We start from the raw sequence: 18,478 nt of genomic DNA, 5'->3' as shown, positions 1-18,478 counted from the left end.
ACATTCAGAACAGCCCGGATCATTCATTCACAGGAGACAGTCGATGGCTCGGAAACGGTTTTGAAGCGGCACGCACGATGGTCTGCAACACCGCCGAACTTCCTTCGATGAAAGCAGGTTATCCCAGGGGCTCCACCCATGTCCTCCCGACGTTTCATGATGGCCGCGGCGGCCGTGTCCGCCACGCTGGCCATCGCTGCACCGCCCGCCAGCGCCGCTGCGCCGACCGTGTCCGACCCGTTCTACACGTACACCGGCACCACGCCGTTGGCATCGATTCCACCAGGCACGGTGCTCAAGACGCGCAACGTCACCTATCACGTGGCCGGCATCCCCACCGCGCTGACCGCGCAGCAGTTGCTGTATCGCACCCATAACGCGCTGAACCAGCCGGTCGTCAACGTGACGTCCGTGATCAAGAGCCAGGTCAGCAACGGCCAGGCCATCTCGTACCAGTCGGCCTACGATTCGCTGAACCCGTACGACGAGCCGTCGCAGGTGATCGCCGGCGACCGCGACGTGACCAAGGTCATCAATGTCGGCACGTTGCTCTACAGCGCGGAATCGATTCCGCTGTCGACACTGCTGCTGCTCGGCTACAACGTCATCGTGCCCGATACGGAAGGCCAGACGGCCGACTTCGCTGCCGGCCCCGAATACGGGATGACCACGCTCGATTCGATCCGCGCGGCGCTCAATACGCCGTCGACGGGCCTGAACCCGTCGAGCAAGGTCGCGATGATCGGCTATTCCGGCGGCGCGATCGCGACGAACTGGGCCGCGCAGCTCGCGCCGAGCTACGCGCCCGAGATCAACAGGCAGCTCGTCGGCGCGGCGGAAGGCGGCGTGCTGGTCGACCCCGCGCACAACCTGCGCTATGTCGACGGCAGCATCGTGTGGGGCGGCGTGGCCGCGGCCGCGCTGGCCGGGCTGTCGCGCGGCTACGGCTTCGACCTGACGCCCTATCTCAGCGACACCGGCGTCGCCGTGTTCAAGGACATCCAGAGCCAGTCGCTCGCCTACATCCTGCCGAAGTACACGGGGCTGCACTGGGGCACGCTGTTCAAGCCGCAATACGCGAACGACATCAACAGCATTCCCGTGTACGTGACGTATGCGAACAAGGTCAATGCCGGGCTGGCCGTATCGCCGACGATCCCGATGTTCATCGGCCAGGGCACGGCCGGCGCGCTCGATGGCACGTTCAGCAGTCAGGTGGGCGACGGCGTGATGATGGCGTACGACGTGCGCGCGCTGGCGCAGAAGTTCTGCGCCAGCGGCACGCCGGTCACGTACACCGAATATCCGCTCGAGCATGCGGGTGCGATCGTGCCGTGGGTGGCCGGCATGCTGCCGTGGCTCTACGACCGATTCAACGGGAAAACCGCGCCGAGCAATTGCTGGCTGACGTCGTTGCTGCCGAGCAATTCGCTGGCGCCCGAGACGCTGCATTAGCCGCAACGCCGCGTGTGATGCGGCGCGTGGCCGGGCGACCCTGCGCGGGTCGCCTTTTTCTTTTCGCCGGTTGATTTCCGTCGCGCTGCCGTCAGGCAGCCGCGCCCGTCCCCCGCCGCAACCCGCCGCCGTCCCGCCCGGGTGCCATAATCGAGCCTGCCCATCATTCCAGACGTCCCCCGGAGAATCACCATGCAGAACCTCGACAATCCTTCCCACGATCGCGAGGTAGGCAGCGCCGACGCGACGCAGGACACCACGCGCATCGACGACGTCCGCATCGGCGCCGTGCGCCCGCTGATTTCGCCGGCGCTGCTGCTGGACGAACTGCCGGTGCCGGCCGCCACGCAGACGCTCGTCGAGGATACGCGCCGCGCGATCGGCGACATCCTGCACGGCCGCGACGACCGGCTGCTGCTCGTCGTCGGCCCGTGCTCGATCCACGATCACGACCAGGCACTCGATTACGCGCGCCGCTTGAAAGTGGCCGCCGATGCGCTGAAGGACGACCTGCTGATCACGATGCGCGTCTACTTCGAAAAGCCGCGCACGACGGTCGGCTGGAAGGGCTACATCAACGATCCGCGCCTCGACGGCAGCTTCCGCATCAATGAAGGGCTGCGCGCCGCGCGGCAGCTGCTGCTCGACATCAACGCGCTCGGCCTGCCGGCGTCGACCGAATTCCTCGACCTGCTGAGTCCGCAGTACATCGCCGACCTGATCGCGTGGGGCGCGATCGGCGCGCGTACGACCGAGAGCCAGAGCCATCGCCAGCTCGCGTCGGGCCTCAGCTGCCCGATCGGCTTCAAGAACGGCACCGATGGCGGCGTGCAGGTCGCGTCCGACGCGATCGTCGCCGCGGCCGCGAGCCATGCGTTCATGGGGATGACGAAGATGGGGATGGCCGCGATCTTCGAGACGCGCGGCAACGACGACGCGCACGTGATCCTGCGCGGCGGCAAGAACGGCCCGAACTACGACGCCGAACATGTCGAGGCGAGCTGCGCGGTGCTGCGCAAGGCCGGCTTGCGCGAGCAGGTGATGGTCGACTGCTCGCACGCGAATTCGAACAAGTCGCACGACCGGCAGATCGACGTTGCGCAGGATCTCGCGCGGCAACTGTCGCAGGGCGAGCAGCGGATCGTCGGCGTGATGGTCGAGAGCCATCTCGAAGCCGGGCGCCAGGACCTGAAGCCCGGCGTGGCGCTGAAGTACGGCGTATCGATCACGGATGCGTGCCTGAGCTGGACGCAGACGGAGCCCGTGCTCGACGTGCTGGCCGACGCGGTGCGGCAACGGCGCGCGCAGTCGCGCAACGCGTGACGGGGGTGAACCCGACATGACCGGTTTCCCGTCCGACGCGCCGGTCATGCAGGACGACCCTTCTGCTTCCGGCATGACGGCACGGGCACGGGTGCCACCCGGCAAGCTGTTCACGATGTCGGGCGTCGGGTGGGCGGCGATGCTCGGTTCGCCGCTCGCGGGCGGCATCCTGCTCGCGGCGAACGCACGGCGTCTCGGGAATCGCGCGCTCGCGCAGCGGCAGATTCTCGCAACGGCGCTCGTCACGCTCGTGTCGATCGCGCTGTATGCGGTGGTGGACATACCGGAAACCACGGTGGTGCAGCACGCGCTCGTGCATGCCGTCGTCATTGCCGGTCTCGCCGGGACGATCGTCTATGCACGACACGTGCAAGGCGCGGCCGTCGCCGCTCACCGGGCCGCCGGCGGCGCGCTGGAATCGAACTGGCGCGCGGCGGGCATCGGCCTGCTGACGCTGCTCGGCGTCTGGTTGTCGATTGCCGTGGTGGGCGTGGCGCTGGGTGTCGCAGGCGTGCTGAACTTCAATAGCGACCTGCAGATCCTGCGCAGTTATCCGGCGCCTGCGGAGCTGCGTTTGCCTCCGGAATGGCGGGTCGTGAGCCAGCCGGAAGGTCACGGCGACGTGAGCTACCGCATCCGGCGCTTCAGGTTCGGGCTGATCTCGGCGGGGATCGACTTCGCCATCGACGACAAGAGCGACGATGCCCTGACGAGCCTATGCGACGGGTGGGACGAGCCGGTCGAGGAAGGTGGCAGCGCGATCGGATCGTCGCACGCGGCGAACAACACGATAGCCGGCCGGCCCGCGCAGAAGTGCGAGCACAAGGAGACACTCCGCGAAGTAGTCGTCCACCAGTCGGTCGTGGTGACCTCCGGCGACACGAAGACCTGCGCGCTGGTCTACACGGCGCGCGAGGAAAACTACGCGCGTTATCTGCCGGAGTTCTACCGCGTACGCGATTCGCTGCGGTGTCCGTAACGTCACCATCGCGTGGGGGCGTGACAGGGGCTGCGTCATCGCGTCCGATGCAGCGTTGCGCGAGTGGCGCTAACATGGGCCGGTGCGATGCGTCGTGCGCAGGCCGCCGCGCTTCATGCGACGCAGGCACGGAGGCGGCTTGGCCGGCCGCCGATACCGACAACAATTCACCGGAGTACCTGACAGCATGGCTTTCTACAAGACCCTCATCGCAGCAACCGTCCTCGCCTCGAGCGTCAGCGCGCACGCGCAGATCGCGGGCGCGCAGCCGATCAGCGTGACCGTCGAGCAATCGCAGGCGCTGCTCGAAGGCTGGAGCGTGAAGAAGAGCGTGCTCGGCAAGGCCGTCTACAACGACGCGAACCAGAAGGTCGGCACCGTGCGCGACCTGATCGTCGCACCGGACGGCTCGGTGTCGGCGGCGATCGTATCGGCCGGCGGTTTCCTCGGCGTGGCCGCGCACGACGTCGCGGTGCCGATCGCGTCGCTCGACGTGCGCAACGGCAACATCTACCTGCCGGGCGCGACGAAGGACGCGCTGAAGGCGACGCCCGCGTTCCAGTACGCGAAGGTGCCGTCGCCGCCGAAGCCGAAGAAGGTCGACGACAAGCACTGAGCAACGTTGATTTACCCGGCCCGGAGCGCAATGCGCCGGGCCGGGTCCGGCCGACCGCGCGCCCAGGAGGCTCGCGCGTCGGTCCAGACACTCAGGCCGCGGGCACTTGCTCGCCCAGCCATACTCCGCTGAACCCGAACGCGACCGGCCCGCTCAGAAGCACACTGCCGGTACCGTCCCAACGCACAGTCACGTCGCCGCCGTCGCATTCGACGCGCACCGACGCATCCAGCAGCCCGCGCCGGATGCCGTTGACGACCGCGCCGCACGAACACGATCCCGAACCGAGCGGCACGCCGCCGCCGCGCTCCCAGATGCGCAGGCGAATATGCGTGCGATCGATGACCTGAACGAAATGCACGTTGGTTTTCTGCGGAAACAGCGGATGCGTTTCGATGGCCGGGCCGAGCGCCGCGACATCGATCGCGCGGAGATCGTCGACGAAGAACGTGCAATGCGGATTGCCCATGTTGCACGCGGCCGGCGCGCCGGGCAGCGGCAGCGCGAGGGTGTCGAGTGCCTCGGCGACCGGCACGTCCCGCCAGCCGGTGAGCGGCAGGCCCATCTCGACGGCGATCAGGCCGCTCGTCTCCGTCGAACACACGAGATACCCGCGGCGAGTCCGCAACACGAGCGACGCCATGCCGGTTTCCCGCATCAGTTGCCAGGCGACGCCGCGCGTCGCGCTGCCGCAGGTGTCGAGCGGCGAGCCGTCGGCGTTCCAGAACGCGACGCGGGCCGCCGCGTCGTCGCAGTCCGACACGACCGCGAGCTGGTTGAAGCCGATGCCGCAACGCCGGTCGCCCATGCGCCGCACCAGATCGCGGTCGATGCGGTGCGCTTGATCCTGACCGCGCAGGTCGACGATGACGAAGTCGTCGCCGTTTGCGTGCATTTTCTGAAATCCGATCGGCATGGCGGTTCCGGTATCGAGGCAGGCGAACACTGTACGGTGCGCGCCGGCCGGGATCAATGCCGTTCGGGCGCAGGGCTGTACAGCGCCGCGCGAGTCGAGGCACCTGATGCGCGGCGCGCTGCCCGATTGCCGATCACGTCGTTGCCACGCCGCCCGCGTGCGTCACGCACCGCTTGGGGCACACCCCAATGCGAAGCAAATCGTAAGACATGTAATATAAATGAAAGATCAATTCGGATCTGTCCGTAGTCGTGACTCCCGCGCGCTCGCGTAACGGATCCGACCCTCCGCCACGCGTCATGCCCGACTTCAACTGAAACGCCTCATGGAACAACTCGTCGATTTGCTCAACGGTGTCATCTGGAGCCCCGCGCTCATCTTTCTCTGTCTTGCCGCGGGGCTGTACTTCTCGCTGCGCACGCGCTTCGCGCAGGTTCGCCACTTCATCGAGATGCTGCGCCTGATGCGCGGCAGCAAGGCATCGGCGGAAGGCGTGTCGTCGTTCCAGGCGCTGGCGATGTCGCTGTCGGGGCGCGTCGGCACGGGCAACATCGCGGGCGTCGCGACGGCCATCACGTTCGGCGGCCCCGGCGCGATGTTCTGGATGTGGCTCGTCGCGTTCCTCGGCGCGAGCACCGCGTTCGTCGAATCGACGCTGTCGCAGATCTACAAGGTGCGGCGCGAAGGACAGTATCGCGGCGGCCCCGCGTATTACATCGAGAAGGGGCTCGGCATCCGCTGGTATGCGGTGGCGTTCGCGATAGCCACCGTGCTCGCCTGCGGGCTGCTGCTCCCGGGCGTGCAGGCGAACGGGATCTCGTCCGCGATCGAGAATTCCTTCGGCATCGCGAAGCCCGTCACCGGCGCAGTGCTCGTGCTGCTGCTCGGGTTGATCATCTTCGGCGGCGTGAAGCGGATCGCACGCGTCGCGGAAATCGTCGTGCCGTTCATGGCGCTCGGCTACATCCTGATCGCGTGCGTCGTGATCGCGCTCGACATCGAACGCCTGCCGGGCGTCGTCAGGCTGGTGTTCGAAAGCGCGTTCGGCTTCGAGGCCGGCTTCGGCGCGGTGCTCGGCATGGCGATCCAGTGGGGCGTGAAGCGCGGCGTCTATTCGAATGAAGCGGGGCAGGGCACGGGCCCGCACGCGTCGGCCGCCGCCGAAGTGACGCACCCGGCGCAGCAGGGGCTCGTGCAGGCCTTCTCCGTCTACGTCGATACGCTGTTCGTCTGCTCGGCGACGGGCTTCATGATCCTCATCACGGGCGCTTACAACGTGGTCGCGCCGAACGGCCGCGCGCTGTTTTCGGGCGCGGCCGGCATCGAGGCCGGCCCCGGCTACACGCAGATGGCCGTCGAATCGGTGCTGCCGGGCTTCGGTGCGGCGTTCGTCGCGATGGCGCTGTTCTTCTTCGCGTTCACCACCATCCTCGCGTACTACTACATCGCGGAAACCAACGTCGCGTACCTGAGCCGCACGCGCAGCAGCGCCGCCGGCACGTTCGTGCTGCGCGCGGTGATCCTGCTCGCCACGCTGTACGGCGCGGTGAAGAGCGCGAGCGTCGCCTGGGCGCTCGGCGATATCGGCGTCGGGCTGATGGCATGGCTGAACATCGTCGCGATCCTGCTGCTGCAGAAGCCGGCGCTCAAGGCGTTGCGCGACTACGAGGCGCAGAAGCGCGCGGGACGCGAGCCGTCGTTCGATCCGGCCGCGCTCGGCATCGCGAATGCGACGTTCTGGGAGAAGCGGAGCGAGGCGAGCGGCGCGCGCGAGAGCCGGGCCGAGCCGGTTGTGACGGCCGAACGGCAGTCGTAGCGCTGCCCACCGCATGGGCGTGGCCGGCCGAGACGGCGGCCGCGCGCGCCGCGGGATTGACTCGTTTCGCACCGGCGGCCGGCCCATTCGTTGCCGGCCGTTTTGCATGGCGACGTGCGTGGAAGCCGGTGCGTGACGGCGAGATGGCTAGTTGCCGTTGCCTTGGAGAATCATGTCCACACGATCTTCAGTCGCCAGCCAGCGGCAGCGCTCGGGCTCGCCCGAATCGCGACACTCGTCCTCCTTGTGGTCGACCCAAATGCGCTCCTCGACGCGCAAACTCCGAGCCTGAGCCTCATCGTTGTTTGTTGCGTAGCGGGAAAGCATGCGACGGTAGTTGTCGTTGAGCGCCCGATCGGCGCGCTGATAGAGCCACTTGTAGGGGCGCGCGGGATCGAACGACGGGAAATTGCCGAACGGGAACGCTTCTTCCGGATTATTGGAATACCAGCCGTTGGCCACGCCCACGATCATTTGGATCGATCGCTGCGAACGTGGAACCGCGAATTCGGAATTCCACGTCAAGACCATCCAGTTGTGGTCGCCATGCGTATCCAGAACGCGCACGTTGACCGTCTTGACCGGGCGCCCGTTCTCGCGGACATGAACCGCAGCACATGGCCCCACCCGGTTCTTTTCGTCACCGTCGAACCGTGCAATGCAAGTGCCTGGCGGGGGGAGCGACGTCCCGGTCACCTGACCGAAGTTGTCCTTGCTCGCGTCGGTGTCCGTGACCTTCACAAGCAGGGACACGTGCGGCGAATTCTCGTCGACACGGGCTGCTTCGACGTCAAGATGCAGTGTGGCCTCCGCCAGCGCATTCGCAGAGAACAGGGCGCAGAAACCGGCGAGCGTCGAAACGGCAAGTCGAGTGAAGTACATGACGGATGGTCAAAGGTTGATCAAGAGATGAAAGGGCGTGGCATCAAGCGCCAAACGATCTTAATTCGCGCGAGCGGAACTTTCAAAGTATCGTGACCCGCGGCTCCCGCCTTTGCCCGGGAGCGCCATTCGCCCGACACGCGCCGGGACGAGCCGGTCGTTTCGACGGAAACAGGCGCGGCGCGGACATGGCTGGCAAGGAACGCAGTCATGCAAACCGACGCTTCCGCCCGAACGTTGCACACGCATCTACGTAATTCTACGTAGCTCCGCATACGTAGTTATCCGCTTGTAAGCCGCCCCCGTCGCACGGAATACTACGGCCCATCGTCACGGCCGTTGCGAGGCCGTGGCATGACGCATCGACGTCACGCGTGTGTGGCACCTTCGCCGCACGCCATCTAAAACCACATTGGAGACCAGGAGACGCCATGAATCGGGCTTCCAGTACCCTGCTCTGGATTGCGGTCGCGCTGCTCGGCGCGTTCGCGTTCGGCACGATCGCACTTGCACACGGCGAGCGCGTCAGTGCCCTCTGGATCGTGATCGCCGCAGTCTGCGTGTATCTGATCGCGTATCGCTTCTACAGCCGTTTCATCGCCAGCAAGGTGATGCAGCTCGACGGGCTGCGCATGACGCCGGCCGTCAAGTACAACGACGGCCTCGACTACGTGCCGACCAACAAGTACGTGCTGTTCGGCCATCACTTCGCCGCGATCGCCGGCGCCGGCCCGCTCGTCGGGCCCGTGCTCGCCGCGCAGATGGGCTACATGCCCGGCATGCTGTGGATCCTGGCCGGCGTCGTGTTCGCCGGCGCGGTGCAGGACTTCATCGTGCTGTTCATCTCGACGCGCCGCGACGGCCGCTCGCTCGGCGATCTCGTCAAGATGGAGCTCGGCACGGTGCCCGGCGTGATCGCGCTGTTCGGCGCGTTCCTGATCATGGTGATCATCCTCGCGGTGCTCGCGCTGATCGTCGTGAAGGCGCTGACCAATTCGCCGTGGGGCACGTTCACCGTCGCCGCGACGATTCCGATCGCGCTGTTCATGGGCGTCTATACGCGCTACATCCGTCCGGGCCGCATCGGCGAAGTGTCGATCATCGGCTTCGTGCTGCTGATGGCATCGATCGCGTTCGGCCAGCACGTGCACGATTCGCCGACGCTCGCCGCGTGGTTCACGTTCACGGGCACGCAGCTCACGTGGATCCTGATCGGCTACGGCTTCGTCGCATCGGTGCTGCCGGTGTGGCTGCTGCTCGCGCCGCGCGACTACCTGTCGACCTTCCTGAAGATCGGCACGATCCTCGGCCTCGCGATCGGCATCCTGGTCGTCGCACCGGAACTGAAGATGCCCGCGCTGACGAAGTTCGTCGACGGCACGGGCCCGGTGTGGTCGGGCGGCCTGTTCCCGTTCCTGTTCATCACGATCGCGTGCGGCGCGGTGTCGGGTTTCCACGCGCTGATCTCGTCGGGCACGACGCCGAAGCTGATCGACAACGAAACCAACGCGCGCTTCATCGGTTACGGCGCGATGCTGATGGAATCGTTCGTCGCGATCATGGCGCTGGTCGCCGCGAGCGTGATCGAGCCGGGCATCTACTTCGCGATGAACGCGCCGGCCGCCGTGCTCGGCACGACGCCGGAAGCGGTCGCCAACACGGTCACGCAATGGGGCTTCGTGCTGACGCCCGACATGCTGACGCAGACCGCGAAGGCCGTCGGCGAAACGACGATCATCGCGCGCGCGGGCGGCGCGCCGACGCTGGCCGTCGGCATGGCGCACATCCTGCACCAGGTGATCGGCGGCGAAGCGATGATGGCGTTCTGGTATCACTTCGCGATCCTGTTCGAGGCGCTGTTCATCCTGACGGCCGTCGACGCCGGCACGCGCGCGGGCCGCTTCATGCTGCAGGACCTGCTCGGCACGTTCCATCCGGCGCTCAAGCGCACCGAGTCGCTGCCCGCGAACCTGGTCGCCACCGCGCTGTGCGTGGCCGCATGGGGCTACTTCCTGTATCAGGGCGTGGTCGATCCGCTTGGCGGCATCAACACGCTGTGGCCGCTGTTCGGCATCTCGAACCAGATGCTCGCCGCGATCGCGCTGGTGCTCGGCACCGTCGTGCTGTTCAAGATGAAGCGCGAGCGCTATGCGTGGGTGACGATCGTGCCGACCGTGTGGCTGCTGATCTGCACGCTGACCGCCGGCTGGCAGAAGATTTTCGACGCGAACCCGAAGGTCAGCTTCCTCGCGCACGCCGCGAAGCTGCAGGCCGCGGTGGACGAAGGCAAGGTGCTCGCGCCGGCGAAGTCGATCGCGCAGATGCAGCGGATCATCTTCAACGACTACATCGATGCGGCGCTGGCCGGGCTGTTCATCTTCGTCGTCGTGGCGATCGCGGTGTACGGCGTGATCGCCGTGCTGCGCGCGCGCCGCGAGTCGAAGCCGACCGTGCGCGAGACGCCGTACGAAGCGATGCCGGCCGCGCAGGCGCTCGGCAGCGGACGTTAAGGGGAGGCCGCGATGTTCAGCGATCTGGGCAGCGACCTGCGCAGCGCGGGGCGTTACCTCGGGCAGGCGTTGCGGCTGATGGTCGGCCTGCCCGACTACGACACCTACGTCGCGCACATGCGCGAGACCCATCCGGACCGCGAGCCGATGACGTACGAGGAATTCTTCCGCGAACGTCAGAATGCGCGGTACGGGTCGGGGGCAGGGAAGTGCTGTTGAACCGCACCGCCGCAGCGGTTCGGTGATCGACAGGGAAGCGCCGCGAGGGATTTCGCGGCGCTTTTTCTTTGGCGGGCCGGCGGCGGCGGCGCGCATGCAGCGGGAATCGCCGCGCCGTTTGCCGGCGCGCAGCACGGCACGGACCGGCGGCCGGTATCATAGGGTGTATTTTTCCCGATGGACCCGCAGGAGAACACGTCGTGCATGTCGGTGAGCGTTTCAACAGCATTTCCCATCTCGTCGGCGCGGTGCTGTCGGTGGCTGGCCTTGTGGCGCTCGTGACGATGGGCGCGCTCGAAGGCGATCCGTACAAGGTCGTGAGCTTCAGCGTGTACGGCGCGATGCTGATCCTGCTCTATGCGATCTCGACGCTGTACCACAGCGTGCGCAATCCGCGCCTGAAAGCCATTCTGCAGAAGTGCGACCACTCGGCGATCTACCTGCTGATCGCCGGCAGCTATACGCCGTTCACGCTGGTGACGTTGCGCGGCCCGTGGGGCTGGTCGCTGTTTGGCGTGAGCTGGGGGCTGGCCGTGTTCGGGATCGTGCAGGAACTGACGCTCGGGCGGCGCACGCGCATGTTGTCGATGATCCTGTACGTGGCGATGGGCTGGCTCGCACTCGTCGCGGTGCGTCCGCTGATCCATGCGCTGCCGCCAGTCGGCACCGCGTGGCTCGTGGCCGGCGGATTGATCTACAGCGCGGGGATCTACTTCTTCATCAACGACGAGCGTATCCGCCACGGGCACGGCATCTGGCATCTGTTCGTGCTGGCAGGGAGCCTGTGCCAGTTCGTCAGTGTCGCGATGTATGTCGCGTGAGCGAAGGGTACCGTTGATCCGGTGACGGCGCGCTGCATCGCGGGTGCGCCTGCCGGAGCATGCGTTACCGGCGCGTGGCGGTCCGCAGCTGCGCGGCCGGTTCGCCGGGTGCCGGTGTCGGCCGCGCCGTGATCCACCATGTCGCGGCGGCGAGCGCCGACAACCCGGTCGCGATGCCGAGCGCCACCCGCATCGCCGCCGGAAACGGCTGCAGCGTCGCGATGCACGCACCGAAAATCGCCACACCAAGCGCCGATCCACTCTGCCGCGCCGCGTTCAGCGCGGCCGCCGCCACGCCGGCGCGGCGCCGGTCGACTGTCCCGAGCGCCGGCGACGTCGCGGCCGGCGAGATGAATCCCGATGCGAAGCCGATCGCGAGCATCGGCGCGATAGCGAGCCATGCGGGTGTCGTTGCACCGATGCCCGTCATGCCGAGCGCGCCGGCCGCATAGAGCCCAAACGCCGCGCACATCGTGCCCCGCGAGCCGAAGCGCGCAACGAGCCAGCCCGAGCACAGCCCGCCGAGCGCGACCATCGCGGTCATCGGCAGGAACGCGAGCCCCGTGTCGAGCGGGCTCGCGCCGCGGATCTGCCGATAGAACAGGCTGAGCACGAACAGCAAGCCGTAGAACACGAACGCCGACGCCATCGACACGAACGTCGAGCCGGCGAACAGCCGGTTGCGGAAGAACGCGAGCGGCAGCATCGGCTCGCGGCGGCGCGCTTCGATCGCGACGAACGCGATCCACGCGACGACGCTCGTCACCGCTCCGCCGACGATCGGCGCCGAGTGCCAGCCGAGCGACGGGCCTTCGATCAGCGTGCCGATCAGCGTCGCGATCGCGATGATGGCCGCGGCCTGGCCGCCCCAGTCGAAATGCCGCGAGGCATCGACGACGGCGGCGCGCGCGACCGTGCGGCCGAGCCAGATGCCGGCAAGCCCGAGCGGCAGGTTCACGAAGAACAGGCTGCGCCACCCGAACAGATGGATCAGCAGGCCGCCGATCAACGGGCCCGACGCCATGGCGATGCCGCCGCAGCCCATCCACAGGCTGATCGCCGATGCACGCGCGGCCGGTTCGGGGAATGCGCGATTGAGCAGCGCGAGCGAGCAGGGCACCAGCATCGCGCTGCCGATACCTTGCAACGCGCGGGCGATCGCGAGCGCCGGAAGGGTTGGCGCGACGCCGCACAGCACCGACGCGGCGACGAATACCGCGAGCCCCGCGATATAGACGGTGCGATCGCCGAGCCGGTCGCCGAGCGTGCCGCCCGTCATCAGCAGGCTCGCGAACGCGAGCGTGTACGCGTTGACGATCCACTGCAGGCCCGCAACGTGGCTGCCGAACGTATGGGCGATGTCGATGAGCGCGACGTTGACGATGGACGCGTCGAGCAGCACGAGCGTGTAGCTCACGCAGGTTGCGGCGAGCACGCGGCGGGCCGCGGCGCGGTTCGGCGCGGCGGCGGTCATGCGCGGTCGGGTACCGGCGTGGCGGCTCGCAGCGCGAGAAACCCGACCCATCCCCAGTACACGCGATGATGCGCGATCAGGCCGTCACGCAGATCCATCACCTCGACGAGATCGACCTGGTCGCCTTCCGGCGTGGCGCGCGGATATTCCCACGTGAGCTGGCGGCCGTTCGAGAAGAACAGCCCGGTGCGGTACCAGCGCCCTAACTTGTTGCCCGGATTGCGCAGGCCGGCCGCGAAGAATTCACCGATGGCGGCCTTGCCGCGCAGCACGCCAGAGCCGTGATCGGGCAGCGTGACGACGATCAGCGGCGTCTCGAGCACCGCGTCGTCGGCATACAGCGCCATCAGCGCATCGACGTCGCGCGCAACGACGGCTGCGTGCCAGCCTTCATAAATGTGCCGGGCGTCGGTGTCGGCGTGTGACATGGCGGGTTCCTGGAAGCATCGATAACGGAACCCACTGTAGGGGCGCGTCGCCGCGGGACGTTTCACGTCAACCCGAAACGTGGATGTCACCGTGGCGCACGCGGTCGCGTGCCGGCCCTTATCCCGCCAGCGCGTCGAGATTCAGCACATACGATTTCCCGATCCACACCGCGCAATCGCGATGGTCGCGCAGTTCGTCGTTCGTATTCGGATGCAGGAAGATATCGAGCGCGCCGTGGTTCAGCACGAGCCACGGCACGATATCGTCGAAGCGCGTGGCGTCGAATGCGATCTGGTACGACCAGGCCGGGTGCGGGCCGACGAGGCGCTCGTGAAAGCGGCCGAGTTCGATGACCGCGCCGAACCGTTCGTCGACGACCTGGCGAAACGCCCAGGCCGCGTCGCGGCTGGCGGCATCGAAATAGACGTGCGCGTGCCAACTGTCGATGGTGGTGGTGTCGAGGGCAGCCATGAAAGGACTCGATAAAAATGGGAATGCATGAGGTGCCGTGCGAAACGGCCGATGCGTGATTATCGCGCGTCCTTGCCGGGCGCGTCGTGTCGCAATCCGGTCGTCCGGGCACGATGGTTTGTCCTGAATCACAAAAACGGTTCGATTCGAAAAAGCCCGAGATCGAGGTATCCGCACGCGCGATATCACGCCGGAAGCCTTGTCGCAGGTACGCCGGCCACGATCGCACCGGCAACACGTCATTTCAGAAATTGAAAAAGCGCGGTGTGCGCCGCTTCGGATCGTCTGAACAATGGCGATCAGGGCGTTGAATGAATTAAAGAAATTCCGATTTGGCGGGATTCGCGCATGACGCGGTTTGCGCACCGAATTCCGAAGCCGAAAATATCAATTGCAGATTCGGCTATTCAAGCGGAATGCAGCGCGACATACGATGGTTTCAACGCATCGTCGAACACGATCGATGCGGGGACAACCAACTGGAGGCCACTATGCGATCCCTCGTTCCCGTTGCGGTACTTTCCTGCGCACTCGTTGCGCTGCCCGCCGTCAGTTTTGCCCAGAGTGCCGTCACCGATGGCGCACCGAATGCCTCGCTGTCGAGCTGGTGGGCGGCGCGTGCCGAGACCGACGCACAACTGATGCAGATGACGCGCACCGGCTATCGCGCGACGTCGGCCGGTAACCAGAACTATCCGCTCGCGATGCAGCGTGCGCTCGAACGTGTCCGCAATCCGGTGCCGGACCGGTCGCGCGAAGAGCGGGCCGAGATGGAAGCACGTGCCGCGCGCGACGTGCAGGGCGGCCATCCGGTCAAGGCGTTCTTCGTGAAGACCGCGTACTACCTGAAGGGCGAGAACACGTTCTGATGCAGGAGACGAGCATGGCTTGCACGATCCGATTTGCCGGCGTCGTACGCGCGTCGGCGCCGCGCCGGCTGCCGGATACGCGAGCGACGCAGCGGCGCAACGATGGGCACGGCGCGCAGCGTCGTGCGAAGCCCCCGCGCGATACACGCCGTGACGCCGTTGCGTGCCGCAGCGCATGGCCGGCCGTCGCGGCGGGCGACGCGCCTGCAAGCGGGGGCCAATCATGAAGAGCTCCCGGAAGCACCGTCGCCACGTGCCGCTGACCCGCGAGTGGTTGCTGCCGCTGCCGCCCGTGCATGCGCGCGACATCTCGCTGAAATGCCACATGGCGCTCGTCGCGCTGCGTGGCGGGCATGGCAGCGAGGCGCTGCTGTTGCGCTTGCGCACGAGTGTTTACCTGGTGTTCCTGGCGCTCGACGACGTGGTGTGCGCTGACGCGGACATCGACCTGTGCGTCGATGCGGAGCGTGCGCTCGATGCAGGCGTGGCGCGCGCGGCGCAAAACGGCACATGGACGTTGCGCGACGACGAATGCGCGGTGCTCGAGCATGTGCTCGCGGCGAACGACGCGTGCGTCACGACGCTCACGCGGCATCGGCTGGCCGAGCTGTGGGAGCACGTCTGCACGTTCGCGTCGAGCGGCCAGCCGGCGCTCGTCGCGAGCGCGGCGGAGAAGATGCGCATGCACGCGGCCGAATCGCTGGCCGCGTAGCGGCGTACCGGTTTCGCAGGGAGGGTGGAGGAGACAGGGCCAGCCGCACCGGCGTGGCCGCCGCAATCGCGCTACGTCGACGATTGCGCGGCTGCGGCACCGATACGATGACGGCGGAACGCGACCCAAAGCCGCGGCCCAAAACAAAAGCGCCACGGAGCGGACTCCGTGGCGCTTCTTTTTTCCCGCCGGCGCGGAGGCTCGGCCCCCGCGTGGCGAAACGCGCTTAGGCTGCTGCGGCCGGCTTCGCCGGCTTTTGCAGTTTGCCCTTGCCGGCGCGCTGGATTTCCTCGAGCTTGATCTCGACGTGACGCGAGAACACGTATTCGGCCGGGCGCTGCTTGTCGATCGGAATGTCCGGTGCGAACGGGCCGTCGGTCTTGATGCCCTTGCGGCTCACGGCGAACGCCTTCAGCGGATGCGCCATCGTGTCCATCACGGCGGTCGCTTCGAAGCCGCAGTGGACCATGCAGTCCGCGCACTTCTCGTAGTTGCCGACGCCGTAGTTGTCCCAGTTCGTGTCTTCCATCAGTTCCTTGAAGGTCTTCACGTAACCTTCGCCGACCAGATAGCACGGCTTCTGCCAGCCGAACACGGTACGCGCCGGGTTGCCCCACGGCGTGCACTTGTAGGTCTGGTTGCCGGCCAGGAAGTCGAGGAACAGCGACGACTGGCTGAACGACCAGCGCTTGCCGCCGTCGCCGCGCTTCAGGATCTCGCGGAACAGGTTCTTCGTCTTGTCGCGGTTCAGGAAGTGCTGCTGATCCGGTGCGCGCTCGTACGCGTAGCCCGGCGACACGGTGATGCCGTCGACGCCGATCGGGCCCAGCGTATCGAAGAACTTCGCGACGCGTTCCGGCACGGCATCGTTGAACAGCGTGCAGTTGATGTTCACGCGGAAGCCGCGGCGCTTCGCTTCCTTGATCGCCGCGACGGCCTTGTCGTACACGCCTTCCTGCGACACCGAGTGATCGTGCGCCTGCTGGTCGCCGTCGAGGTGGACCGACCAGACGAAATACGGGCTCGGCTGGTAGTCGTCCATCTTCTTTTCCATCAGCAGCGCGTTCGTGCACAGGTACACGAATTTCTTGCGCTTCATGATGCCCTTGACGATTTCCGGCATTTCCTTGTGCAGCAGCGGCTCGCCGCCTGCGATCGACACGATCGGTGCGCCGCACTCGTCGACCGCTTCCAGGCATTCCTGGACGGACAGACGCTGGTTCAGGATGGGATCCGGGTAATCGATCTTGCCGCAGCCGTTGCACGCGAGGTTGCAGCGGAACAGCGGCTCGAGCATCAGCGCGAGCGGATAGCGTTTGTTGCCGGACAGGTGTTGGCGCGTGATGTACGCGCCGACGCGGACTTGCTGGAGCAGCGGAATAGACAAGAGATGTCCTCCTTAAACTTCGCGGGCGACAGCTTGCGTGAGCTTCGCCGGCAGCTTGAATTCGACTTTTTCCTCACGGCCCGCCATCGTCGTGACGTCGACGGGACCCAGCGCGCGCAACGCGCCAATTACATCTTCGACCATCTCCTCGGGCGCGGACGCCCCGGCGGTCAGCCCAACGGTCTTCGCATTCGCGAACCATTCGGCCTTTACTTCTGAACCGTCGGCGACGAGGTAGCTCGGCACACCACTTTCGGTGCCGATCTCGCGCAGGCGGTTCGAGTTCGAGCTGTTCGTCGCACCGACGACGAGCAGTACGTCAACCTGTTCGCTCAGCTCGCGCACGGCGGCCTGGCGATTTTGCGTCGCGTAGCAGATGTCGCGCGTGTCCGGGCCGACGAGGTCGGTGAACCGGCGCTGCAGCGCTTCGATGATGCCGCGCGTATCGTCGACCGACAGCGTGGTCTGCGTGATGTACGCGACCGGCGTGTCGACGGGCAGCGTCAGCGTATCGACTTCTGCTTCGCTCTGCACGAGGATCACCTCGGCCGGAATCTGGCCGATCGTACCCTCGACTTCCGGGTGGCCCGCATGGCCGATCAGGATCAGCCGGCGGCCCGCCGCGACATACTGGCGGCCCTGCACGTGCACTTTCGTGACGAGCGGGCAGGTGGCGTCGAGCACGTCGAGGCCGCGCGTTTCCGCGTCGCGCTCGACCGTCTGGGCGACACCGTGCGCGCTGAAGATCGCGACAGCACCGTGGGGCACCTCGTCGAGTTCCTCAACGAATCGCGCCCCTTTATTACGCAGGTTTTCGACGACATGCCGGTTATGCACGATCTCATGACGCACATAGACCGGCGCACCGTGCTGTTGCAGCGCGCGGTCGACGATCTCGATCGCACGGACAACCCCCGCACAAAAGCCGCGGGGCTGGGCAAGGATGACTCGCATAAGTGAGCGAACTCCGACGACAGACGCCGGGGTTCGAGGAGCTGGCACTCGCTCGCTCGCCCCGGCTTGATGTTATGAAGGCAGGAACGAACCGGCCGGCCAGGCCCCGGAACCCCGAATTAATCGCGCATTTTAACTCTATCGGGAAGTCCTTGCTTTGGTGCTGTAAATGGCGTGTTGCATTTGCGGGAGAGCCGCGTCGGCGCTGGCGCGCGCGGAACCCAGTAAACTATGCGGTTTCGCGGGCAGCCGCTCCGGCTGCCCGGCGTCGCGCTCATTTCAAGGCCATTCGATGACCGTCGATTCTTACGCGTTTTGCCCGGCCGCCCATGCGGTTTCGGGCGTTTTGTTCCTGACCCCTATTGAATTTGCCGATGCCGGCGCCCGGCAGGAGGCGTGCCGATGATGCTGGTCCTTGCTTTCCTGGTGTCCGGCCTGTCGCTGATGATCTGGATCGTGCTGCTCGTCGCGCGTGGCGGCTTCTGGCGCGCGGTGCCCGCGCGGCCGCTGCCGCCCGAGGCGCGCTGGCGGTGATCGTCGGCCGTGCCGTGCGAAAAATTGAGCCGCACGACGTCGAGGCCCGCCTGCATCATCTGCAGCAGAATCTCCGGCGAACTGGAAGCCGGGCCGATCGTGGCGACTATC

The 18,478-nt window shown here is 66.5% G+C and carries 17 protein-coding genes and 2 pseudogenes; 11 read left to right on the top strand and 8 right to left on the bottom strand.

The annotated features are described in order from the left end of the window. Nucleotides 1-138: 138 nt before the first annotated feature. The 4 genes from G3N61_RS08610 to G3N61_RS08595 all read left to right on the top strand — a co-directional run bounded on the left by G3N61_RS08610 (nt 139) and on the right by G3N61_RS08595 (nt 4,373). Nucleotides 139-1,455 carry a lipase family protein gene (locus G3N61_RS08610; RefSeq protein WP_205822177.1) on the top strand — a complete coding sequence of 439 codons (1,317 nt, stop codon included), beginning with the start codon at nt 139-141 and terminating at the stop codon, nt 1,453-1,455. Between the two features lie 192 nt (nt 1,456-1,647). After that, nucleotides 1,648-2,778 (top strand): 3-deoxy-7-phosphoheptulonate synthase, encoded by a 1,131-nt coding sequence (locus tag G3N61_RS08605; RefSeq protein WP_043186454.1) that lies wholly within the window; start codon nt 1,648-1,650, stop codon nt 2,776-2,778. 16 nt (nt 2,779-2,794) lie between these two features. Continuing rightward, nucleotides 2,795-3,757 carry a hypothetical protein gene (locus tag G3N61_RS08600; protein ID WP_205822176.1) on the top strand — a complete coding sequence of 321 codons (963 nt, stop codon included), beginning with the start codon at nt 2,795-2,797 and terminating at the stop codon, nt 3,755-3,757. A 187-nt stretch (nt 3,758-3,944) separates the two neighbouring features. Beyond that, nucleotides 3,945-4,373 (top strand): PRC-barrel domain-containing protein, encoded by a 429-nt coding sequence (locus G3N61_RS08595; RefSeq protein WP_043186457.1) that lies wholly within the window; start codon nt 3,945-3,947, stop codon nt 4,371-4,373. 91 nt (nt 4,374-4,464) lie between these two features. On the opposite strand, the gene dapF is transcribed toward G3N61_RS08595, so the two are convergent. Next, nucleotides 4,465-5,289: a diaminopimelate epimerase gene (gene dapF / locus G3N61_RS08590; protein ID WP_205822175.1), complete on the bottom strand. Its 825-nt coding sequence runs from the start codon at nt 5,287-5,289 to the stop codon at nt 4,465-4,467. Nucleotides 5,290-5,614: 325 nt separating this feature from the next. Here dapF and G3N61_RS08585 point away from each other — a divergent pair, with 325 nt between their 5' ends. After that, complete coding sequence (locus G3N61_RS08585; protein ID WP_043186468.1) at nt 5,615-7,105, top strand: alanine/glycine:cation symporter family protein; 1,491 nt, start codon at nt 5,615-5,617, stop codon at nt 7,103-7,105. Nucleotides 7,106-7,252: 147 nt separating this feature from the next. Here the strand turns inward: G3N61_RS08585 and G3N61_RS08580 are convergent, their stop codons facing one another. After that, a complete protein-coding gene (locus G3N61_RS08580) occupies nt 7,253-7,987 on the bottom strand; it encodes a lysozyme inhibitor LprI family protein (RefSeq protein ID WP_205822174.1) in 735 nt (244 codons plus the stop codon). Between the two features lie 431 nt (nt 7,988-8,418). On the opposite strand from G3N61_RS08580, the gene G3N61_RS08575 reads away from it, so the two are divergent. The 3 genes from G3N61_RS08575 (at nt 8,419) to G3N61_RS08565 (ending at nt 11,537) form a co-directional block, all read left to right on the top strand. Next, nucleotides 8,419-10,497, top strand: a complete 2,079-nt coding sequence (locus tag G3N61_RS08575) for a carbon starvation CstA family protein (protein ID WP_043181239.1) — start codon at nt 8,419-8,421, stop codon at nt 10,495-10,497. Nucleotides 10,498-10,509: 12 nt separating this feature from the next. After that, nucleotides 10,510-10,716: a YbdD/YjiX family protein gene (locus G3N61_RS08570; RefSeq protein WP_006480280.1), complete on the top strand. Its 207-nt coding sequence runs from the start codon at nt 10,510-10,512 to the stop codon at nt 10,714-10,716. Between the two features lie 200 nt (nt 10,717-10,916). Beyond that, complete coding sequence (locus tag G3N61_RS08565; RefSeq protein WP_043181237.1) at nt 10,917-11,537, top strand: hemolysin III family protein; 621 nt, start codon at nt 10,917-10,919, stop codon at nt 11,535-11,537. Nucleotides 11,538-11,601: 64 nt separating this feature from the next. Here the strand turns inward: G3N61_RS08565 and G3N61_RS08560 are convergent, their stop codons facing one another. The 3 genes from G3N61_RS08560 to G3N61_RS08550 all read right to left on the bottom strand — a co-directional run bounded on the left by G3N61_RS08560 (nt 11,602) and on the right by G3N61_RS08550 (nt 13,911). Further along, entirely contained in the window at nt 11,602-13,011 is a 1,410-nt protein-coding gene (locus tag G3N61_RS08560) for an MFS transporter (RefSeq protein ID WP_205822173.1), read from the bottom strand. Then, a complete protein-coding gene (locus G3N61_RS08555) occupies nt 13,008-13,439 on the bottom strand; it encodes a nuclear transport factor 2 family protein (protein ID WP_205822172.1) in 432 nt (143 codons plus the stop codon). The genes G3N61_RS08560 and G3N61_RS08555 overlap by 4 nt, the downstream gene beginning before the upstream one ends. A gap of 118 nt (nt 13,440-13,557) precedes the next feature. Next, complete coding sequence (locus G3N61_RS08550) at nt 13,558-13,911, bottom strand: DOPA 4,5-dioxygenase family protein (RefSeq protein ID WP_205822171.1); 354 nt, start codon at nt 13,909-13,911, stop codon at nt 13,558-13,560. 491 nt (nt 13,912-14,402) lie between these two features. Here G3N61_RS08550 and G3N61_RS08545 point away from each other — a divergent pair, with 491 nt between their 5' ends. Then, nucleotides 14,403-14,780: a hypothetical protein gene (locus G3N61_RS08545; RefSeq protein WP_089451618.1), complete on the top strand. Its 378-nt coding sequence runs from the start codon at nt 14,403-14,405 to the stop codon at nt 14,778-14,780. A 223-nt stretch (nt 14,781-15,003) separates the two neighbouring features. Beyond that, nucleotides 15,004-15,492, top strand: coding sequence for a hypothetical protein (locus G3N61_RS08540; protein WP_205822170.1), 489 nt, complete (start codon nt 15,004-15,006; stop codon nt 15,490-15,492). 226 nt (nt 15,493-15,718) lie between these two features. Here the strand turns inward: G3N61_RS08540 and hpnH are convergent, their stop codons facing one another. Both hpnH and ispH read right to left on the bottom strand, forming a co-directional pair. Continuing rightward, on the bottom strand, nt 15,719-16,879 hold the full coding sequence (hpnH, locus tag G3N61_RS08535; protein WP_043181228.1) for an adenosyl-hopene transferase HpnH: 1,161 nt from the start codon (nt 16,877-16,879) through the stop codon (nt 15,719-15,721). 12 nt (nt 16,880-16,891) lie between these two features. Then, nucleotides 16,892-17,833 carry a 4-hydroxy-3-methylbut-2-enyl diphosphate reductase gene (gene ispH / locus G3N61_RS08530; protein ID WP_039349543.1) on the bottom strand — a complete coding sequence of 314 codons (942 nt, stop codon included), beginning with the start codon at nt 17,831-17,833 and terminating at the stop codon, nt 16,892-16,894. Between the two features lie 402 nt (nt 17,834-18,235). Here ispH and G3N61_RS08525 point away from each other — a divergent pair. Continuing rightward, nucleotides 18,236-18,358: pseudogene (locus G3N61_RS08525) on the top strand (glycosyl transferase family 2); the annotation flags it as partial. Here G3N61_RS08525 and G3N61_RS08520 read toward each other — a convergent pair. Then, a pseudogene (locus tag G3N61_RS08520) lies at nt 18,352-18,477 on the bottom strand (pyruvate kinase); the annotation flags it as partial. The pseudogenes G3N61_RS08525 and G3N61_RS08520 sit on opposite strands and share 7 nt — an antisense overlap. Between the last annotated feature and the right edge of the window lies 1 nt (nt 18,478).

The organism is Burkholderia sp. Ac-20349 (genome assembly GCF_017104865.1).
Lineage (GTDB): Bacteria > Pseudomonadota > Gammaproteobacteria > Burkholderiales > Burkholderiaceae > Burkholderia > Burkholderia aenigmatica.
Note: the sequence above shows the minus strand (reverse complement) of the source record. Positions and strands in the feature narration are given on the sequence as shown.

Coding starts and splice junctions, on each gene's coding strand:
- G3N61_RS08610 (WP_205822177.1), top strand. CDS start 139: ATGTCCTCCCGACGTTTCATGATGGCCGCGGCGGCCGTGTCCGCCACG.
- G3N61_RS08605 (WP_043186454.1), top strand. CDS start 1,648: ATGCAGAACCTCGACAATCCTTCCCACGATCGCGAGGTAGGCAGCGCC.
- G3N61_RS08600 (WP_205822176.1), top strand. CDS start 2,795: ATGACCGGTTTCCCGTCCGACGCGCCGGTCATGCAGGACGACCCTTCT.
- G3N61_RS08595 (WP_043186457.1), top strand. CDS start 3,945: ATGGCTTTCTACAAGACCCTCATCGCAGCAACCGTCCTCGCCTCGAGC.
- dapF (WP_205822175.1), bottom strand. CDS start 5,289: ATGCCGATCGGATTTCAGAAAATGCACGCAAACGGCGACGACTTCGTC.
- G3N61_RS08585 (WP_043186468.1), top strand. CDS start 5,615: ATGGAACAACTCGTCGATTTGCTCAACGGTGTCATCTGGAGCCCCGCG.
- G3N61_RS08580 (WP_205822174.1), bottom strand. CDS start 7,987: ATGTACTTCACTCGACTTGCCGTTTCGACGCTCGCCGGTTTCTGCGCC.
- G3N61_RS08575 (WP_043181239.1), top strand. CDS start 8,419: ATGAATCGGGCTTCCAGTACCCTGCTCTGGATTGCGGTCGCGCTGCTC.
- G3N61_RS08570 (WP_006480280.1), top strand. CDS start 10,510: ATGTTCAGCGATCTGGGCAGCGACCTGCGCAGCGCGGGGCGTTACCTC.
- G3N61_RS08560 (WP_205822173.1), bottom strand. CDS start 13,011: ATGACCGCCGCCGCGCCGAACCGCGCCGCGGCCCGCCGCGTGCTCGCC.
- G3N61_RS08555 (WP_205822172.1), bottom strand. CDS start 13,439: ATGTCACACGCCGACACCGACGCCCGGCACATTTATGAAGGCTGGCAC.
- G3N61_RS08550 (WP_205822171.1), bottom strand. CDS start 13,911: ATGGCTGCCCTCGACACCACCACCATCGACAGTTGGCACGCGCACGTC.
- G3N61_RS08545 (WP_089451618.1), top strand. CDS start 14,403: ATGCGATCCCTCGTTCCCGTTGCGGTACTTTCCTGCGCACTCGTTGCG.
- G3N61_RS08540 (WP_205822170.1), top strand. CDS start 15,004: ATGAAGAGCTCCCGGAAGCACCGTCGCCACGTGCCGCTGACCCGCGAG.
- ispH (WP_039349543.1), bottom strand. CDS start 17,833: ATGCGAGTCATCCTTGCCCAGCCCCGCGGCTTTTGTGCGGGGGTTGTC.